This window comes from Pseudomonas sp. G34, from assembly GCF_031119625.1.
Taxonomy (GTDB): domain Bacteria; phylum Pseudomonadota; class Gammaproteobacteria; order Pseudomonadales; family Pseudomonadaceae; genus Aquipseudomonas.
The window spans coordinates 521,022-536,680 of record NZ_JAVHZV010000009.1; the positions used below are offsets into that span (position 1 = coordinate 521,022).

A 15,659-nucleotide genomic window follows, 5' to 3' on the forward strand; every position below is an offset into this window, starting at 1 on the left:
CGGTAGAGCGCGGACTACGCGTCCCGATCCACCCTACGGAACAGGGAACTGCACATGAACGACTCACAACAACCCCGGCCACTGGATGGCATCACCGTGGTCAGCCTGGAACACGCCATCGCCGCGCCGTTCTGCACCCGCCAGCTGGCCGACATGGGCGCTCGGGTGATCAAGGTCGAGCGCCCCGGCAGTGGTGATTTCGCTCGTGGCTACGACGAGCGGGTCAACGGCCTGGCCTCGCACTTCGTGTGGACCAATCGTTCCAAGGAAAGCCTGACCCTCGACCTCAAGCAGGACGATGCCGGCGAGGTGCTCGACAGCCTGCTGGCCAAGGCCGACGTGCTGGTGCAGAACCTCGCGCCGGGTGCGGCGGCGCGCATGGGCCTGTCGTTCGAGGCGCTGCATGCGCGCTTCCCGAAGCTGATCGTCTGCGACATCTCCGGCTACGGCGAAGGCGGCAGCTACGAGAAGAAGAAGGCCTACGACCTGTTGATCCAGAGCGAAGGCGGCTTCCTGTCGGTGACCGGCGGCGCGGGTGAAGATCAGTTGGCCAAGGCCGGTTGCTCGATCGCCGATATCGCCGCCGGCATGTACGCCTACAGCAACATCCTCACGGCGCTGCTGCTGCGCGGCAGGACCGGCCTGGGCAGCCGCATCGACGTGAGCATGCTCGAGAGCCTGGTCGAGTGGATGGGCTATCCCCTGTATTACGCCTACGACGGTGCCACGCCGCCGCCGCGTGCCGGGGCCGCCCACTCGACCATCTATCCCTACGGCCCGTTTCCCGCTGGCGACGGCGGCACGGTGATGCTCGGCCTGCAGAACGAGCGCGAATGGCAGGCGTTTTGCGAGCGCGTACTGCTGCAGCCAGCACTGGCCGGCGATGAGCGTTTCTGCGCCAACTCGAAGCGTTCGGCCAATCGCGAAGCACTGCGCGCGATCATCGTCGAAACCTTTGCGGCGCTGAGCGCCGAGCAGGTGATCGAGCGGCTGGAGCAGGCGCAGATCGCCAACGCCCATGTCAACGACATGGCCGGTGTATGGAATCACCCGCAGCTCAAGGCCCGCGATCGCTGGCGCCAGGTCGACAGCCCGGCCGGCAGCCTGCCGGCGCTGCTGCCACCGGGCAGCAACAGCGCCTTCACGCCGCGGATGGATCCCGTACCGGCGCTGGGTGAGCACACCGATGCCTTGCTCGCCGAGCTGGGGTATGGCGAGGCGCAGATAGCCGGGTTGAGGGTGAGCGGGGCGGTTTGAGAGCTGTTCGCGACAGGTCGTGCGTGGCCCACCCCCTGTGCAATGGTGCCGCCGTCGATTGGTGGGCTAAAGCCCACCCTACGGCAGGCCTGCGCGAATTGTAGGGTGGGCTTCAGCCCACCATTTACCAATTAACGAATTTCACGTCAGGAAGCCGATGCCATGACGACCTCCATCATCCGTACCGCGCTGTTCGTGCCCGCCTCGCGACCCGAGCGCATTCCCAAGGCCCTGGCCAGCGGCGCCGACGCAGTGATCGTCGACCTCGAGGACGCGGTGCAGGAAAGCCTCAAGGTCGAGGCGCGGGACAACCTCGACCGCTTTCTGACCGACAACCCGGAAGCGCGCCTGCTGGTGCGCATCAACTCGCCTGAGCACGCCGGCCATGCCGAGGACATCGCGCTGTGCCAGCGCCATGCAGGCGTTGTCGGGGTACTCCTGCCCAAGGTCGAGAGTGCCGCCCAGGTGGCACGGGTGGCCGAGGCCGGCAAACCGATCTGGCCGATCATCGAAAGTGCTCGGGGCCTGCATGAACTGCCAGCCATCGCCGCCGCTAAAGGTGTCGAGCGGCTGTCCTTCGGTGGCCTGGACCTGGGCCTCGATCTGGGCCTGAACAGCGGCACGCCGGCAGCCGAGCGGATTCTCGATCAGGCGCGCTACGCCGTTCTGCTGCACAGCCGCCTGGCCAATCTGGCCGCACCGCTGGATAGCGTGTTTCCGGCGATCCAGGATCAGGCCGGCCTCGAGCGTGCCAGCCGTGATGCCCGCGACATGGGTTTCGGTGGGCTGCTGTGCATCCATCCCAGCCAGCTTGCCGTGGTACACGGGGCACTGGCGCCCTCGGCCGAAGAGCTCGCTTGGGCGCGCCGGGTACTGCAGGCCGGCGAGGGCGGTGACGGGGTGTTCGTGGTCGACGGGCAGATGGTCGATGCCCCGGTGGTCGGCCGGGCGAAGCGCATCGTCCAGCGTGCCGGCGCGGCCGGTTAACGCTTTCAGGCCTGCGTTCGGCACGGCCGAACGCGCCTTTGCACAATGCTGAATTCCGCCGAAGCAGGTGCGGTTGTAAACAGAGTTCTACCTACCAACAAAAACAAGATGAGGTCACTCCATGCTCAAGCTTTCTCTCAAGGCGCTGGTCTGCGCTGTCGCCGTTTCCGTAGCCGGTGTTGCTCAGGCCGCCGACTCCGCGCCCATCAGTATCAAGTTCGCCCACGTGGTGGCCGATCACACGCCCAAGGGGCAGGGCGCGCTGCTGTTCAAGAAGCTCGCCGAGGAGCGTTTGCCCGGCCGGGTCAAGGTCGAGGTCTACCCGAACTCCTCGCTGTTCGGTGATGGCAAGGAGATGGAGGCGCTGCTGCTCGGCGACGTGCAGTTGCTGGCACCGTCGCTGGCCAAGTTCGAGCACTATGCCAAGCCGATCCAGATTTTCGACCTGCCGTTCCTGTTCGACAACATGGAGGCGGTCGACCGCTTCCAGGCCAGCGAGCAGGGCAAGGCGTTGCTGACCAGCATGGAAGGCAAGGGCATCACCGGCCTGGCCTACTGGCACAACGGCCTGAAGCAGCTGTCGTCGAACAAGGCGATGCATGAGCCTAAGGATGCCCGCGGCCTGAAATTCCGCGTGCAGGCCTCGGCGGTGCTCGACGAGCAGTTCAAGGTGCTGCGCGCCGCGCCGCGCAAGATGAGCTTCGCCGAGGTCTACCAGGGCCTGCAGACCGGCGTGGTCAACGGCACCGAGAACACCTGGTCGAACTATTACAGTCAGAAGGTGCATGAGGTGCAGCCGTTCTTCACCGAGTCCAACCACGGCCTGATCGACTACATGGTGATCACCAACACCAAGTTCTGGAACGGCCTGCCGGAGGACGTGCGCAGCGAGCTGGACAAGATCATGGTCGAGGTCACCGCCGAGGTGAACCGCCAGGCCGATGACCTCAACAAGAATGCCCGCGCCGACATCGTCAAGGCCGGCACCAGCGAGATCATCCAGCTGACCCCGGAGCAGCGCGAGCAATGGCGCGAAGCCATGCGCCCGGTGTGGAAGAAGTTCGAGGGCGAGATCGGCGCCGACCTGATCAAGGCGGCCGAGGCGTCCAACCAGGCGCAGTGATGGCTGGTTGAATCGCGCACAACGGAGGCCGCTTCCCTCGGGAGGCGGCCTTTGTTTTGATGGCGACGTTGATCACACGCGAGGAGAGAGGATGAAGGTCAGCCAGGCTTTACGTGAGCGTCGCAGCGTACGCGCCTTTCTCGACCGGCCGGTACCGTTGGCGTTGCTGCGCGAACTGCTGGAACAGGCGGCGCGTGCGCCGTCCAGTGGCAACCTGCAGCCCTGGCGTATGCATGTTCTGCAAGGTGATGCGCTGGCGCGTTTCGTCGCGCATATCGGCAGGCGGCTGGCGAGCGATCCAGAGCCCGATCCCGCCGATTACGCGGTGTATCCGCAACCCCTGCAGGAGCCTTACCGCACCTCGCGGTTCGAGGTGGGCGAGCAGATGTACGCACTGCTGGGCATCGGCCGCGAGGACAAGCGCGGGCGCCTGGACTGGTTCGCCCGCAACTTTCGCTTCTTCGAGGCGCCCTGTGCGGTGTTCTTTTCCGTGGACCGTTGCATGGGGCCCGGGCAATGGGCCGACCTGGGTATGTATCAGCAGAGCCTGATGTTGCTGCTCAAGGAGCACGGCCTGGACAGCTGCCCGCAAGCCTGCTGGACACGCTATCACCACAGCGTCGAGGCGTTTCTGCAGATGCCGGCCGAGCACATGCTGCACTGCGCCATCGCCGTGGGCTATGCCGACCCCGAGGCGCCGGTCAATCGGCTGGCCAGCGAGCGCCTGCCCCTCGAGGCGTTCTGCACCTTTTTGGAATGAGCAGTGTCATGCGAATGCGCAACGGCGCAACGGCGCAACGGCGCAATTGAATCGCATCTACCCATGATCCCGGGTGTCGCTTCGCTCGACGCCGGGCTAGCTGACCGTAGCCTGGGCTGAGCCTGCGATAGCCAGTGTTCCAAATCTCCCGCGCAATCATCTTCCCCCATATATCCCCTGAACCCACCCATCCCCCAGACAGTCCCTTCAAAACCCCTGAATATTTCAAAGTATTTCTGGAATTGATAACAAGTATTACGAAATGTAATTGGGCTGATCGCTGCCTGGGCAGTAATCTGCAGGGCATTCACTGCCTGGGCAGGTAATTCTCGATGCCACATTTCGACCGCGAGCGGTTCTCGCTGCAGCACTCACCCGGCCACCTGATCGCGCTGATCAATCAGCTCAAGGATCGCATGCTCGAGCGCCACCTGGTGGATCACGGCGTCACGGCCGCGCAGTTCAAGGTGGTGCTGCTGATCAGCCAGAGTCGCGCCAGCACGCCGGCCGACCTGGTGCGCCTGCTCAGCCTCGACAGCGGGGCGATGACCCGCATGCTCGACCGTCTGGAGCAGAAGGGCCTGCTCACCCGCGAGCGCAGCCATGAGGATCGCCGCCAGGTGCGCCTCATCCTTACCGAAGCGGGCAATGCCCTTGGCGTGCGGGTGCCGCAGATCGCCGCCGACGCCACCAACGAGCTGACCGGCTGCCTGAGCCTCGCCGAACTCGACGAATTCCAACGCCTGTTGAAAAAAATGCTGATGGCCGCCGACGCTTTGCCTGAGCTGCCAGGAGAATGATGAACACCATGCCGTTGCGTACCCCCCTGTCGCTGATTTTCAGCGCCCTGCTACTGGCCGCCTGTGCCTCCCAGGACGGCCTGCATACCCAAGGCCACACCCTTGACGCCGCCAGCCTGCAAGGGCAGACCTTCACCGGCAACCTGTCGCCGGCTGCCTGGCCGGCCAGCGACTGGTGGAATCGCCTGGGCGACCCGCAGTTGAGCGGGCTGATCGAAGAAGCCCTGCGCAGCAACCCGGACCTGCAGGTCGCCGACGCGCGCGCCCGCCAGGCCAACGCCGCCGTGCTGGCTGCCGATGCGCAGCGCCAGCCGACCCTGGATGCCAATGCCAATGTCACCCGTTCACGCTCCGCCCGGGTCGATGACCCCAGCGGGCAGGGCGGCCGCTACGGCACCTTGCGCACGCTGTCGCTGGAAGGTGGCTACCACTTCGACCTGTGGGGCGGCGATCGTGCGGCCTGGGAAGCGGCCCTGGGCCGCGCCCGCGCCAGCGAGGTGGATCGCCAGGGCGCACGCCTGACCCTGGCCGCCTACGTCACCCGTGCCTACAACGACCTCGGCCTGGCCTACGCCACCCAGGAGCTTGCCGAGCAGGATCTCAAGCGCAGCCGCGACATGCTCGACCTGGCCCGTAGCCGGGTCGATGCCGGCCTGGACAGCGAATACCAGTTGCAGCAGACCCAGAGCCTGGAAGCCGCCGCCGAAGCCAGCCTGACCGCCGCCACCCAACAGGTGGACAGCGCGCGCATTCGCCTGGCGGTGATGCTCGGCCAGGGCCCGGATCGCGGCGCCACATTGCCGCGGCCGCAACTGATCGCGCCGACGGCGGTGAGCCTGCCGGCCAACGTGCCGGCCGAACTGCTCGGTCGGCGTCCCGACCTGGTCGCTGCGCGCTGGCGTGTCGAAGCGGCTAGCCGCGACATCGACGCCAGCAAGGCCGACTTCTATCCCAACCTCAACCTGAGCGTGGCAGCCGGCAGCAAGTCGCTGCTCGGAGACGCCATGTTCGGCGGCGCCAGTCGCTTCTTCAGCGTTGGCCCGGCGCTGAGCCTGCCGATCTTCGACGGCGGCGCGCGGCGTGCCGCCCTGGCCGGGCGCAATGCCGATTACGACGTGGCCGTGGCCCAGTACAACCAGACCCTGGTCGGCGCCTTGGGCGATATCGGTGACGGCATCAGCCGCATCCGTTCCCTGGAGCAGCAGATCGCGCAGCAGCAACGGGCCCGTGATATCGCCCGCAGTTCCTACGACATCGCCATGCAGCGCTACGCCGATGGCATCGGCAACTACCTCGACGCGCTCAGCGTCGAGCAGCAACTGCTGCAGAGCGAACGCCAACTGGCCAACTTGCGTGCCGAGCGTATCGACGCCTCGGTGCTGCTGATGCAGGCCCTGGGTGGCGGCTTCGAAGCGCCCACCCAATCATCCACTTCCGCACGCTGAGTACCCGCCATGACTGACTCTCAAGCCAACGCCGCCAACCCGAATTCGGGCAAGCGCAAACGCCTGCTGATTGGCCTCGGCCTTGTCGTCGTGCTGTGCAGCGCGGCGATCTTCGCCTACCACGAGCTGTACGGCCGCTTCTATGAAGAGACCGACGACGCCTACGTGGGCGGCAACCTGGTGCAGATCACCCCGCAGATCACCGGCACGGTGACGCGCATCGCCGTGGATGACGGCGACTACGTCGAAGCCGGCCAACCCCTGGTGTGGCTGGACCCGGCCGACACCGAAGTGGCCCAGCAGAGCGCCGAGGCCAACCTGGCGCGTACGGTGCGCCAGGTGCGCGGGCTGTACAGCAATGTCGACAGCTACAAGGCCCAGGTGGCCTCGCGCAAGATCGACGTGCAACGCGCCAAGGCCGACTACCAGCGCCGCGTGACCCTGGCCAGCAAGGGGGCGATTTCCCGCGAGGAACTGGCCCACGCCCAGGACACCCTGAACAGCGCGCAGAGCGCACTGACCTCCGCCCAGCAGCAACTGGATACCAACCAGGCGCTGGTCGACGACACCGTGATCGCCTCGCACCCGGACGTGAAGAGTGCCGCCGCGCAGCTGCGCCAGGCCTTTCTCAACAACGCCCGCAGCACCCTGGTGGCGCCAGTCAGCGGCTATGTGGCACAGCGTTCAGTGCAGGTCGGTAGCCGCATCCAGCCTGGCGCCGCGCTGATGGCCGTGGTGCCGTTGCATGAGGTGTGGATCGACGCCAACTTCAAGGAAACCCAGCTGCGCGAGATGCGCATCGGCCAGCCGGTGACCGTCGAAGCCGACCTTTACGGTGATGACGTGACCTACCAGGGCCACGTCGAAAGCCTCGGTGTGGGCACCGGCAGCGCCTTCTCGCTGCTGCCGGCACAGAACGCCAGCGGCAACTGGATCAAGATCGTGCAGCGCCTGCCGGTGCGTATCCGCCTCGACGACGAGGCGCTGGACAAGCACCCGCTGCGCATCGGCCTGTCCACCACTGTGACCGTCGACCTGCATGACCAGAGCGGCGCGCAGCTGACCACCCAGATGCCCAAGGAAGCGCGCTTCAGCACTGCCGTTTACGACGCGCCGCTGGGCGAGGCTGACGCGCTGATCGAACGCATCATCCACGCCAATGGTCCGCAGAACGCCAATCCGGCGAAGCAGGGCTGACATGAGCGACGCCAATTTCCGCCCGGCCAGCATGCTGCTGGCCACCATCGGCATCTCCCTGGCGACCTTCATGCAGGTGCTCGACACCACCATCGCCAACGTCGCGCTGCCGACCATTTCCGGCAACCTGGGGGTCAGCTCGGAGCAGGGCACCTGGGTGATCACCTCGTTCGCCGTGTGCAACGCCATCGCCTTGCCATTGACTGGCTGGCTGGCGCGGCGCTTCGGCGAGGTGAAGCTGTTTCTCGCCGCCGTGGTGCTGTTCGTGATCACCTCGTTCCTCTGCGGCATCGCCCGCTCGATGCCCGAACTGGTGGTTTTCCGCGCCCTGCAGGGGCTGGTCGCCGGGCCGCTGTACCCGATGGCGCAGACCTTGCTGCTGGCGATCTTTCCCAGTGCCAAGCGCGGCATGGCCCTGGCGCTGCTGGCGATGGTCACGGTGGTGGCGCCGATCATCGGTCCGATTGCCGGTGGCTGGATCACCGACAGCTACAGCTGGCCGTGGATCTTCTTCATCAACGTGCCGATCGGCATCCTCGCCACCCTGGTGGTCTGGACGCAGATGCGCAATCGCCCGGAAACCACCCAGCACCAGCCTATCGACTACGTCGGGCTGATGCTCCTGGTGCTGGGTGTCGGCGTGCTGCAGGTGGTGCTCGACAAGGGCAACGATCTGGACTGGTTCGAGTCGACCTTCATCCAGATCGGCACCGCCATTTCCGTGGTGTCACTGGTGGCCCTGGTGATCTGGGAACTGACCGATCAGCACCCGATCATCAACCTGCGCCTGTTCATGTACCGCAACTTCACCTTTGGCACCCTGGCGCTGGTACTCGGCTATTCGGGCTTTTTCGGTATCAACCTGCTGCTGCCGCAGTGGTTGCAGACACAGCTGGGCTACACGCCGATCTGGGCGGGCCTGGCGGCAGCGCCGATCGGCATTCTGCCGCTGTTCCTGTCACCGCTGGTGGGCAAGTACGCGCACAAGTTCGACCTGCGCCTGCTGGCCGGCGGCTCGTTCCTGGTGATCGGCGCCTCGTGCTTCATGCGCGCCTCGTTCAATACCGAGGTCGACTACCGGCACATCGCCGAGGTGCAGGTGTTCATGGGCCTGGGGATCGCGCTGTTCTTCATGCCGACCACCAGCATCCTGCTCTCCAGCCTGCCGCCCAAGGACATCGCCGACGGCTCCGGCCTGGCCACCTTCCTGCGGGTACTGGGCGGCAGCTTCGCCTCGTCGCTGACCACCTGGATCTGGCACCGCCGGGAAATCTACCACCACGCCCAGTTGACCGAGCACGTCACGCCCTATGACCCGGCCACGCACCAGTATCTGGAGCAACTTGGCGGCGCGTCGCAATCGGCCTACCTGCAGATCGACCGGGTGGTGGAAAGCCAGGCCTACATGCTCTCGACGGTGGATTACTTCACGATGATGGGCTGGTTGTTCCTTGGCCTGATCCTGATCATCTACCTGGCCAAGCCACCGTTTTCGGCCAAGGGCGCGGAAGCCAGCGGCGGGCATTGATGACTGACTGTTCGCGGACGTCGTGGTGACCCTGCCCAGGTAGCCCGGGTTGAACGAAGTGATACCCGGGGCTGGTTTCCTGGGTATCGCTGCGCTCAACCGCAGTCTACGGTCGTTCGATCAGGCGCCTGCTTCGCTCATCCACTTCGGTTTCGGGTAACGACGATCTGATTTGCCGGCCTTGAGGATCGCACCGGGTACCTCATGGCCGATCAGCTCGGGCAAGGTCGCCGCCGCGGCCAGTAGTGCATCCAGATTCACCCCGGTCTCCAGGCCCATGCGCTGGAACATGTGCACCAGGTCCTCGGTGCAGATATTGCCGCTGGCGCCTGGCGCATAGGGGCAACCGCCCAGCCCGCCGAGGGAGGCATCGAAGCGCTCGATGCCGGCATTCAGCGCCGCCAGGGCGTTGGCCAGGCCCATGCCGCGGGTGTTGTGAAAATGCGCGGTGAACACCGCCTCGGGCCAGCGCTGCAGTGATTCGCGGCAGATGCGTTCGACCTGGGCCGGATCGGCCATGCCGGTGGTGTCGCAGAGGGTCACGCCCTGCACGCCGAGGTCGAGCAGGCGCTGGGTCAACTCGTGCACGCGTGCCTCGGGTACGGCACCCTCGAAGGGGCAGCCAAAGGTGGTCGACAGCGAGGCGTTGATGAACACGCCGCTGCCGCGAGTGACCTCGATGATCTCGGCGAACTGCGCCAGGGACTGTTCCGGCGTCATGCGCAGGTTGGCCAGGCCGTGGGTGTCGCTGGCCGACATCACCAGGTTGATCTCGTCCACCTGGCACGACAGCGCCCGCTCACAGCCGCGCACGTTGGGCACCAGCACGGTGTATTCAACGCCCGGCACGCGCTGGATGCCACGCATCACCTCTTCGGCATCGCGCAGGTTGGGAATCGCCTTCGGCGAGGTGAACGAGGTGACCTCGATCTTCGCCAGGCCGGTTTGCGACAGCCTGTCGATCAGGGCGATCTTGGCATCGGTGGGCACGAAGGCCGCTTCGATCTGGAAACCGTCGCGGGTGGCGACGTCCTGGATATAGAGGCGTTTGGTCATGGCTGAATCCTACGGTTGGAGTGACAAGCTACAAGCTGCAAGTAAAAGCTCGTAGGGTGGATGACGCTCTTTTCATCCACCATTGCGACCGTAGGGCGGTCGCTGGAGAGAAGTGTCAGCTACGCGCCCTGGTTTTTTCTGAAGCGCGGCGAGGGCTGGTGGACAAGCTTCGCGTTGTCCACCCTACACAGGGCTTCAGATAATCCCGCGTTCGCGCAGGCCGGCGACCTGTTCGGCGCTCAGGCCCAAGCCGGCCAAGACGTCATCGGTGTGTTCACCCAGTTGCGGGCCACCTTCGCCGATGCGGCCGGGGGTGCGGCTGAGTTTGGGCAGCACGCCGGGAACCTTCAGCGGGCCGGCACTGGTCTGTACCGTCTCGATCATCTGCCGCGCCAGGTAATGGGGGTCACTGACGATGTCGGCGGCGGTATAGGGATAACCGGCGGGCACGCGGGCGCCCTTGAGCGCCTCGATCACTTCATCGCGGCCGCGCTGGGCGGTCCATTCGCCGATGGCGCCGTCGATCAACTCGGCATGCTGGCTGCGCCCGTCGTTCTGCGCCAGGCGCGGGTCGTTGCCCAGGTCGTCACGGCCGATCAGGCTCATCAGGCGCTTGTAGATGCTGTCGCCATTGCCGGCGATCAGCACGTAGCTGCCGTCATTGCAGGGGTAGGAGTTGGACGGGGTGATGCCGGGCAGGGCGCTGCCCGCCGGTTCGCGGATATAGCCGAAGGCGTCGTACTCGGGCACCAGGCTTTCCATCATGGCGAACACCGACTCGTACAGGGCGACATCGATCTCCTGGCCTTGGCCGCTGCGGGCACGCTCCTGCAGGGCGAGCAGCACGCCGATCACCCCGTACAGCGAGGACAGCGAGTCGCCGATGCTCACCCCGACCCGCACCGGCGCCTGGCCGGGGTAGCCGGACAGGTGGCGCAGGCCACCCATGGCTTCACCGATCACGCCGAAGCCGGGCAGGTCGCGGTAGGGGCCGGTCTGCCCGTAGCCGGAGATGCGCAGCATGATCAGCCGCGGGTTGATCGCTTGCAGCGCCTGATAACCCAGACCCCAGCCTTCCAGGGTGCCGGGGCGGAAGTTTTCCACCAGGATGTCGGCTTCGGCCACCAGCTGGCGCACGATGTCCTGGGCTTCGGCCTGTTTCAGGTCGAGGGTCAGCGAGCGCTTGTTGCGTGATTGCACATGCCACCACAGCGAGGTGCCGTCCTTGATCTTGCGCCACTTGCGCAGCGGGTCGCCGATACCCGGCGGCTCGATCTTGATCACCTCGGCGCCGAACTCGCCAAGCAGCTTGCTGGCGAAGGGGCCGGCGATCAGCTGGCCCATTTCGATGACCTTGAGGCCGGCCAGGGCCATGGGTGCAACAGTTGGATTGGCAGACATGCGCGAATTCCCGGTGACTTGGGTCGATGGCGCCGAGCATCGCCCACGGCGGGCCTGGCCGCAATCAGTCAATCGTCAAGTCTGGCTTCGTGCTACGCGAAGGCTTATGGTGGCGGCGCCCCGACATGGCTTTGCCGATGGGCACGATTCTTTCGCCAAATACGAAGCGGAGCCTGCCATGCGCGTGGATTTCACCACCCTAAAGCTGTTCGTCGCCATCGCCGATGAGCGCAGCCTGACCCGTGCCGCCGAGCGTGAGCACCTGGCGCTGGCGGCAGTCAGCAAGCGCATCAGCGACCTCGAGGCGCACCTGCGTACACCCTTGCTGTATCGCCAGCCCAAGGGCGTGGCGCTGACGCCCGCCGGCGATGCCTTGCTGCACCATGCGCGTAACCTGCTGGACAACATCCAGCACATGCAGGCCGACCTCAGCGAGTTCAGCGAGGGCATCAACGGCCATGTGCGCATCCACGCCAACACCTCGGCGGTGATCGCCTTTCTGCCCGAGGACCTGGCGGCCTTCAGCGCCCAGCATCCGCAGATTCGCATCGACCTGGAAGAGCGGGTCAGTAGCGAGATCATCCACGCGGTGCGCGAGGGGCTGACCGATATCGGCATCTTCGCCGGCCATGTGCAGGCCGATGGCGTGCAGGTGTTTCCCTATCGCCACGACCGCCTGGTGCTGGTGGTGCCGAACGAGCACCCGCTGGCTTCACGGCAGCGGGTGACCCTGCTGGAAACCGTCGGCTATGACTTCATCGGCCTGCAGAAGGAGGCCTCGCTGCACGCGCTGCTCAGCGAGGCCGCGCAGCAGGCCGGTGTGCATTTGCGGGTGCGCATCCAGGTGCGCAGCTTCGAGGCCATCTGCCGGATGATCCACACCGGCCTGGGCATCGGCGTATTGCCGGAGCAGGCGGTGCGCACCTACCTGCCGAGCATGGCGGTGCGGGCGGTGGCGATCGAAGATGCCTGGGCGATCCGCGAGTTGAACATCTGCGTACGCCACTACGACAACCTGTCGCTGATCGCCCGGCAGATGGTCGACCACCTTGCCTTCGGCAATGGCGAAGGCAGGCTTGGCCAATCAAGAATGTAGTCGCGCTCGGCGCTGCAGTAGAGTTCGCCGTACACAAAGGCATCCGGACGGGCGATGGCCCGCCGTACCAATAACAACAGGAGATCGCCTCATGTCCCGCGTCTTTCGTCGCAGCCTGTCCTGCGTCCTGCTTTCCACCGCCATGGCCTTCGCTGCTGCCGTGCAGGCCGAAGAGATCGTCATCAAGTTTTCCCACGTCGCCTCTGACCAAACTCCCAAGGGGCAGGGCGCGTTGATGCTGCAAAAGCTGGTCAAGGAACGCCTGGCCGGCAAGGCGCGGGTGGAGGTCTATCCGAACTCCTCGCTGTTTGGCGATGGCAAGGAGATGGAAGCCCTGCTGCTCGGTGACGTGCAACTGCTGGCGCCGGCCCCCGTGAAACTGGAGAAATACCAGCCGCGGGTACAGATCTTCGACCTGATGTTCCTGTTCGACAACGCGGCGGCGTCGCAGCGTTTCGAGCAATCGCCCAAGGGCCAGGAGCTGCTGCACAGTTTCGAGAACAACGGCATTCTGGGCCTGGCCTACTGGCTCAACGGCATGCGTCAGTTCACCGCCAACAAGCCGCTGCATGTGCCGAGCGACGCCCGCGGGATGAAATTCCGCGTGCAGCCGTCTGACCTGCAGGCCGCGCAAATCAGCGCGCTGCGTGCGGTGCCGCGCAAGATGGCCTTCGCGGAAATCTATCAGGGCCTGCAGACCGGGGTCATCAACGCTTCCGACAATCCCTGGTCGAACATCTACAGCCAGCGCCACTATGAAGTGCAGCAGTACATGATCGAATCCAACCATGCCGTCGGCAACTACATGCTGATCACCAATGCGAAGTTCTGGAACGGTTTGCCAGACGATATTCGTGGTGAGCTCAAAGGCATCATCGATGAAGTCACCCGCGAGGTGAACAAGCAGGCGCTGGCGCTGAACGAGCGGGACAAGCAGCAGATCCTTGCCGATGGCAAGCGTGAGCTGATCGTGCTCACCGATGCACAACGCCAGCAATGGCGTGAGGTGATGCGCCCGGTGTGGAAGGAGTACGAAGGCAAGATCGGCAGCGACCTGATCGAGGCGGCCCAGGCGGCCAACGCTGCCGGCCAGTAAGCAGAGCGCAAAGAGGAGGCTGGCATGCTCGACCACCTGGATCATCTGGTACTCACCGCCACCGATGCCGAGGCGACCACGCATTTCTATACTGAGGTGCTGGGCATGCGCCTGGAAACCTTCGGCAACGGTCGCAAGGCGTTCTGTTTCGGCAACCAGAAAATCAACCTGCACGTGCGTGGCCAGGAGTTCGAGCCCAAGGCTCATCTGCCGGTACCCGGTGCGCTGGACCTGTGTTTCATCGCCAGCCAGCCGCTGGGCGACGTGATCGCGCAGCTGCAGCGGGTCGGCTGGCCGATCATCGAAGGGCCGGTGATGCGCACCGGCGCTACGGGCCCGATCCGCTCGGTGTACCTGCGCGACCCCGACCTGAACCTGATCGAGATCTCCGAGCTGGTGTGAGTTTTGCGATGTTTGAAGGCTGCCAGGTGGCGAAAGCGGCCGTTCTCTATGTAGGGTGGATGACGCTCTTTTCATCCACCATTGCGATCGCAGAGCGGTGGACGGATGAAGCGTCGTCCACCCTACGACAGGCCGCTTCTGCCTTGATCTTGCCGATCCTGGCGCTTCGACAGCACTGAGCGACGTCCGGCGTGAGCTATTCGCCAAGACCGAAGGCCGCGTTTACTAATCGTGAATATCTGCCCGCTAACGTCGGGTTTAGAGTCGGCTTGCCAAAACAATTACAACAACCCTCTCTGGGAGACCGCTGATGCAAGCTTTGTCGCGCCTGTGGAATCGCCTCGAAGAAGTCGCCATCGCCTTTCTTCTCGCTGCAATGACCCTGGTGACCTTCTCCTACGTGGTATTCAACAACCTCTACGGGGTTTTCTATTCCCTGGGGGACTCGTTGCCCTTCGCCAACGATGCGATGTTCGCCATCGGCGACGCCATCCTCTACGTCGCCCAGGAAATGACCTGGAGCGTGGCCCTGACCAAGGCCATGTTCGGCTGGCTGATCTTCGTCGGCCTGGCCTGGGGGGTGCGCATCGGCGCGCACATCGGCGTCGACCTGCTGGTGCGCCAGTTCAGCCCCGCCAACCAGCGCCTGATGGCCATCCTCGCACTGCTCATCTGCCTCGGCTACTGCGCACTGATGACCTACTCCAGCGAGCAGTGGGTGGCCGTGCTGTACAGCGTCGGCACCGGCGCCGAGGATCTGGACCGCTTCGGCGTTCGCCAGTGGCACATCGTGATGATCGTGCCGATCGGCTTCGCCCTGATGTTCGTGCGTTTCCTGGAAATCTTCATTCGCGTGCTGCAAGGCAAGCAACAAGGCCTGGGCCTGCACAGTGAAGTGGACGATGCCGTGAAACTGGCTGAAACCGACAAGGCGGAGACCACCAAATGACCATTACCTTCCTGTTCGTCGCCTTGTTCGTGCTGATGTTCATCGGCATTCCGGTGGCGATTTCCCTGGGCTTGTCCGGGGCCATGACTATCCTGTTCTTCAGCAACGACTCGGTGCGTTCGCTGGCGATCAAGCTGTTCGAGACCAGCGAGCACTACACGCTGCTGGCGATTCCGTTCTTCCTGCTGTCCGGTGCGTTCATGACCAGCGGCGGCGTGGCCCGTCGCCTGATCGATTTCGCCAACGCCTGCGTCGGCCATATCAAGGGTGGCCTGGCCATCGCCGCGATCATGGCGTGCATGCTGTTCGCCGCGCTGAGCGGCTCGTCGCCGGCCACGGTGGCCGCGGTCGGCTCGATCGTCATCGCCGGCATGGTGCGTTCGGGCTACAAGCAGGACTTCGCCGCCGGCATCGTCTGTAACGCCGGTACCCTGGGCATCCTGATTCCGCCGTCGATCGTCATGGTGGTCTATGCCACCGCGACCGAAACCTCGGTGGGCAAGCTGTTCATGGCCGGTGTGGTACCGGGCCTGCTGCTCGGCCTGGTGCTGATGGTGGTGAT

14 protein-coding genes and 1 pseudogene are annotated in these 15,659 nt (G+C 64.8%); 13 read left to right on the plus strand and 2 right to left on the minus strand.

The window, feature by feature from the left end; all coding sequences use genetic code 11:
* Positions 1-54 precede the first annotated feature (54 nt).
* The 8 genes from QYS36_RS07790 (at position 55) to QYS36_RS07825 (ending at position 9,097) form a co-directional block, all read left to right on the plus strand.
* Positions 55-1,257, plus strand: a complete 1,203-nt coding sequence (locus tag QYS36_RS07790) for a CaiB/BaiF CoA-transferase family protein (RefSeq protein ID WP_308838924.1) — start codon at positions 55-57, stop codon at positions 1,255-1,257.
* 162 nt (positions 1,258-1,419) lie between these two features.
* Positions 1,420-2,244, plus strand: coding sequence for a CoA ester lyase (locus QYS36_RS07795; RefSeq protein WP_308838925.1), 825 nt, complete (start codon positions 1,420-1,422; stop codon positions 2,242-2,244).
* Positions 2,245-2,365: 121 nt separating this feature from the next.
* Entirely contained in the window at positions 2,366-3,367 is a 1,002-nt protein-coding gene (locus tag QYS36_RS07800; protein WP_308838926.1) for a TRAP transporter substrate-binding protein, read from the plus strand.
* A gap of 91 nt (positions 3,368-3,458) precedes the next feature.
* Positions 3,459-4,127, plus strand: a complete 669-nt coding sequence (locus QYS36_RS07805; RefSeq protein ID WP_308838927.1) for a nitroreductase — start codon at positions 3,459-3,461, stop codon at positions 4,125-4,127.
* Between the two features lie 332 nt (positions 4,128-4,459).
* Positions 4,460-4,927, plus strand: coding sequence for a MarR family transcriptional regulator (locus QYS36_RS07810; protein ID WP_308838928.1), 468 nt, complete (start codon positions 4,460-4,462; stop codon positions 4,925-4,927).
* Complete coding sequence (locus QYS36_RS07815) at positions 4,927-6,372, plus strand: efflux transporter outer membrane subunit (RefSeq protein ID WP_308838929.1); 1,446 nt, start codon at positions 4,927-4,929, stop codon at positions 6,370-6,372. Before QYS36_RS07810 ends, QYS36_RS07815 begins: the two co-directional genes overlap by 1 nt.
* A gap of 9 nt (positions 6,373-6,381) precedes the next feature.
* On the plus strand, positions 6,382-7,569 hold the full coding sequence (locus QYS36_RS07820; RefSeq protein WP_308838930.1) for an efflux RND transporter periplasmic adaptor subunit: 1,188 nt from the start codon (positions 6,382-6,384) through the stop codon (positions 7,567-7,569).
* Position 7,570: 1 nt separating this feature from the next.
* On the plus strand, positions 7,571-9,097 hold the full coding sequence (locus tag QYS36_RS07825) for a DHA2 family efflux MFS transporter permease subunit (RefSeq protein WP_308838931.1): 1,527 nt from the start codon (positions 7,571-7,573) through the stop codon (positions 9,095-9,097).
* A 120-nt stretch (positions 9,098-9,217) separates the two neighbouring features.
* On the opposite strand, the gene QYS36_RS07830 is transcribed toward QYS36_RS07825, so the two are convergent.
* On the minus strand, positions 9,218-10,153 hold the full coding sequence (locus QYS36_RS07830; protein ID WP_308838932.1) for a hydroxymethylglutaryl-CoA lyase: 936 nt from the start codon (positions 10,151-10,153) through the stop codon (positions 9,218-9,220).
* Positions 10,154-10,348: 195 nt separating this feature from the next.
* Positions 10,349-11,554 (minus strand): CaiB/BaiF CoA-transferase family protein, encoded by a 1,206-nt coding sequence (locus QYS36_RS07835; RefSeq protein WP_308838933.1) that lies wholly within the window; start codon positions 11,552-11,554, stop codon positions 10,349-10,351.
* A 178-nt stretch (positions 11,555-11,732) separates the two neighbouring features.
* On the opposite strand from QYS36_RS07835, the gene QYS36_RS07840 reads away from it, so the two are divergent.
* From QYS36_RS07840 to dctM, 5 genes and pseudogenes are all read left to right on the plus strand, one after another.
* Complete coding sequence (locus tag QYS36_RS07840; protein WP_308838934.1) at positions 11,733-12,650, plus strand: LysR family transcriptional regulator; 918 nt, start codon at positions 11,733-11,735, stop codon at positions 12,648-12,650.
* 91 nt (positions 12,651-12,741) lie between these two features.
* Positions 12,742-13,746 carry a DctP family TRAP transporter solute-binding subunit gene (locus QYS36_RS07845; RefSeq protein WP_308838935.1) on the plus strand — a complete coding sequence of 335 codons (1,005 nt, stop codon included), beginning with the start codon at positions 12,742-12,744 and terminating at the stop codon, positions 13,744-13,746.
* 24 nt (positions 13,747-13,770) lie between these two features.
* On the plus strand, positions 13,771-14,148 hold the full coding sequence (locus QYS36_RS07850) for a VOC family protein (protein ID WP_308838936.1): 378 nt from the start codon (positions 13,771-13,773) through the stop codon (positions 14,146-14,148).
* A gap of 310 nt (positions 14,149-14,458) precedes the next feature.
* Complete coding sequence (locus tag QYS36_RS07855) at positions 14,459-15,097, plus strand: TRAP transporter small permease (protein WP_308838937.1); 639 nt, start codon at positions 14,459-14,461, stop codon at positions 15,095-15,097.
* Positions 15,094-15,659, plus strand: a pseudogene (gene dctM / locus QYS36_RS07860) (C4-dicarboxylate TRAP transporter large permease protein DctM); the annotation flags it as partial. The gene QYS36_RS07855 and the pseudogene dctM, both read left to right, overlap by 4 nt.

Coding starts and splice junctions, on each gene's coding strand:
- QYS36_RS07830 (WP_308838932.1), bottom strand. CDS start 10,153: ATGACCAAACGCCTCTATATCCAGGACGTCGCCACCCGCGACGGTTTC.
- QYS36_RS07790 (WP_308838924.1), top strand. CDS start 55: ATGAACGACTCACAACAACCCCGGCCACTGGATGGCATCACCGTGGTC.
- QYS36_RS07795 (WP_308838925.1), top strand. CDS start 1,420: ATGACGACCTCCATCATCCGTACCGCGCTGTTCGTGCCCGCCTCGCGA.
- QYS36_RS07825 (WP_308838931.1), top strand. CDS start 7,571: ATGAGCGACGCCAATTTCCGCCCGGCCAGCATGCTGCTGGCCACCATC.
- QYS36_RS07815 (WP_308838929.1), top strand. CDS start 4,927: ATGAACACCATGCCGTTGCGTACCCCCCTGTCGCTGATTTTCAGCGCC.
- QYS36_RS07810 (WP_308838928.1), top strand. CDS start 4,460: ATGCCACATTTCGACCGCGAGCGGTTCTCGCTGCAGCACTCACCCGGC.
- QYS36_RS07800 (WP_308838926.1), top strand. CDS start 2,366: ATGCTCAAGCTTTCTCTCAAGGCGCTGGTCTGCGCTGTCGCCGTTTCC.
- QYS36_RS07850 (WP_308838936.1), top strand. CDS start 13,771: ATGCTCGACCACCTGGATCATCTGGTACTCACCGCCACCGATGCCGAG.
- QYS36_RS07835 (WP_308838933.1), bottom strand. CDS start 11,554: ATGTCTGCCAATCCAACTGTTGCACCCATGGCCCTGGCCGGCCTCAAG.
- QYS36_RS07855 (WP_308838937.1), top strand. CDS start 14,459: ATGCAAGCTTTGTCGCGCCTGTGGAATCGCCTCGAAGAAGTCGCCATC.
- QYS36_RS07820 (WP_308838930.1), top strand. CDS start 6,382: ATGACTGACTCTCAAGCCAACGCCGCCAACCCGAATTCGGGCAAGCGC.
- QYS36_RS07805 (WP_308838927.1), top strand. CDS start 3,459: ATGAAGGTCAGCCAGGCTTTACGTGAGCGTCGCAGCGTACGCGCCTTT.
- QYS36_RS07840 (WP_308838934.1), top strand. CDS start 11,733: ATGCGCGTGGATTTCACCACCCTAAAGCTGTTCGTCGCCATCGCCGAT.
- QYS36_RS07845 (WP_308838935.1), top strand. CDS start 12,742: ATGTCCCGCGTCTTTCGTCGCAGCCTGTCCTGCGTCCTGCTTTCCACC.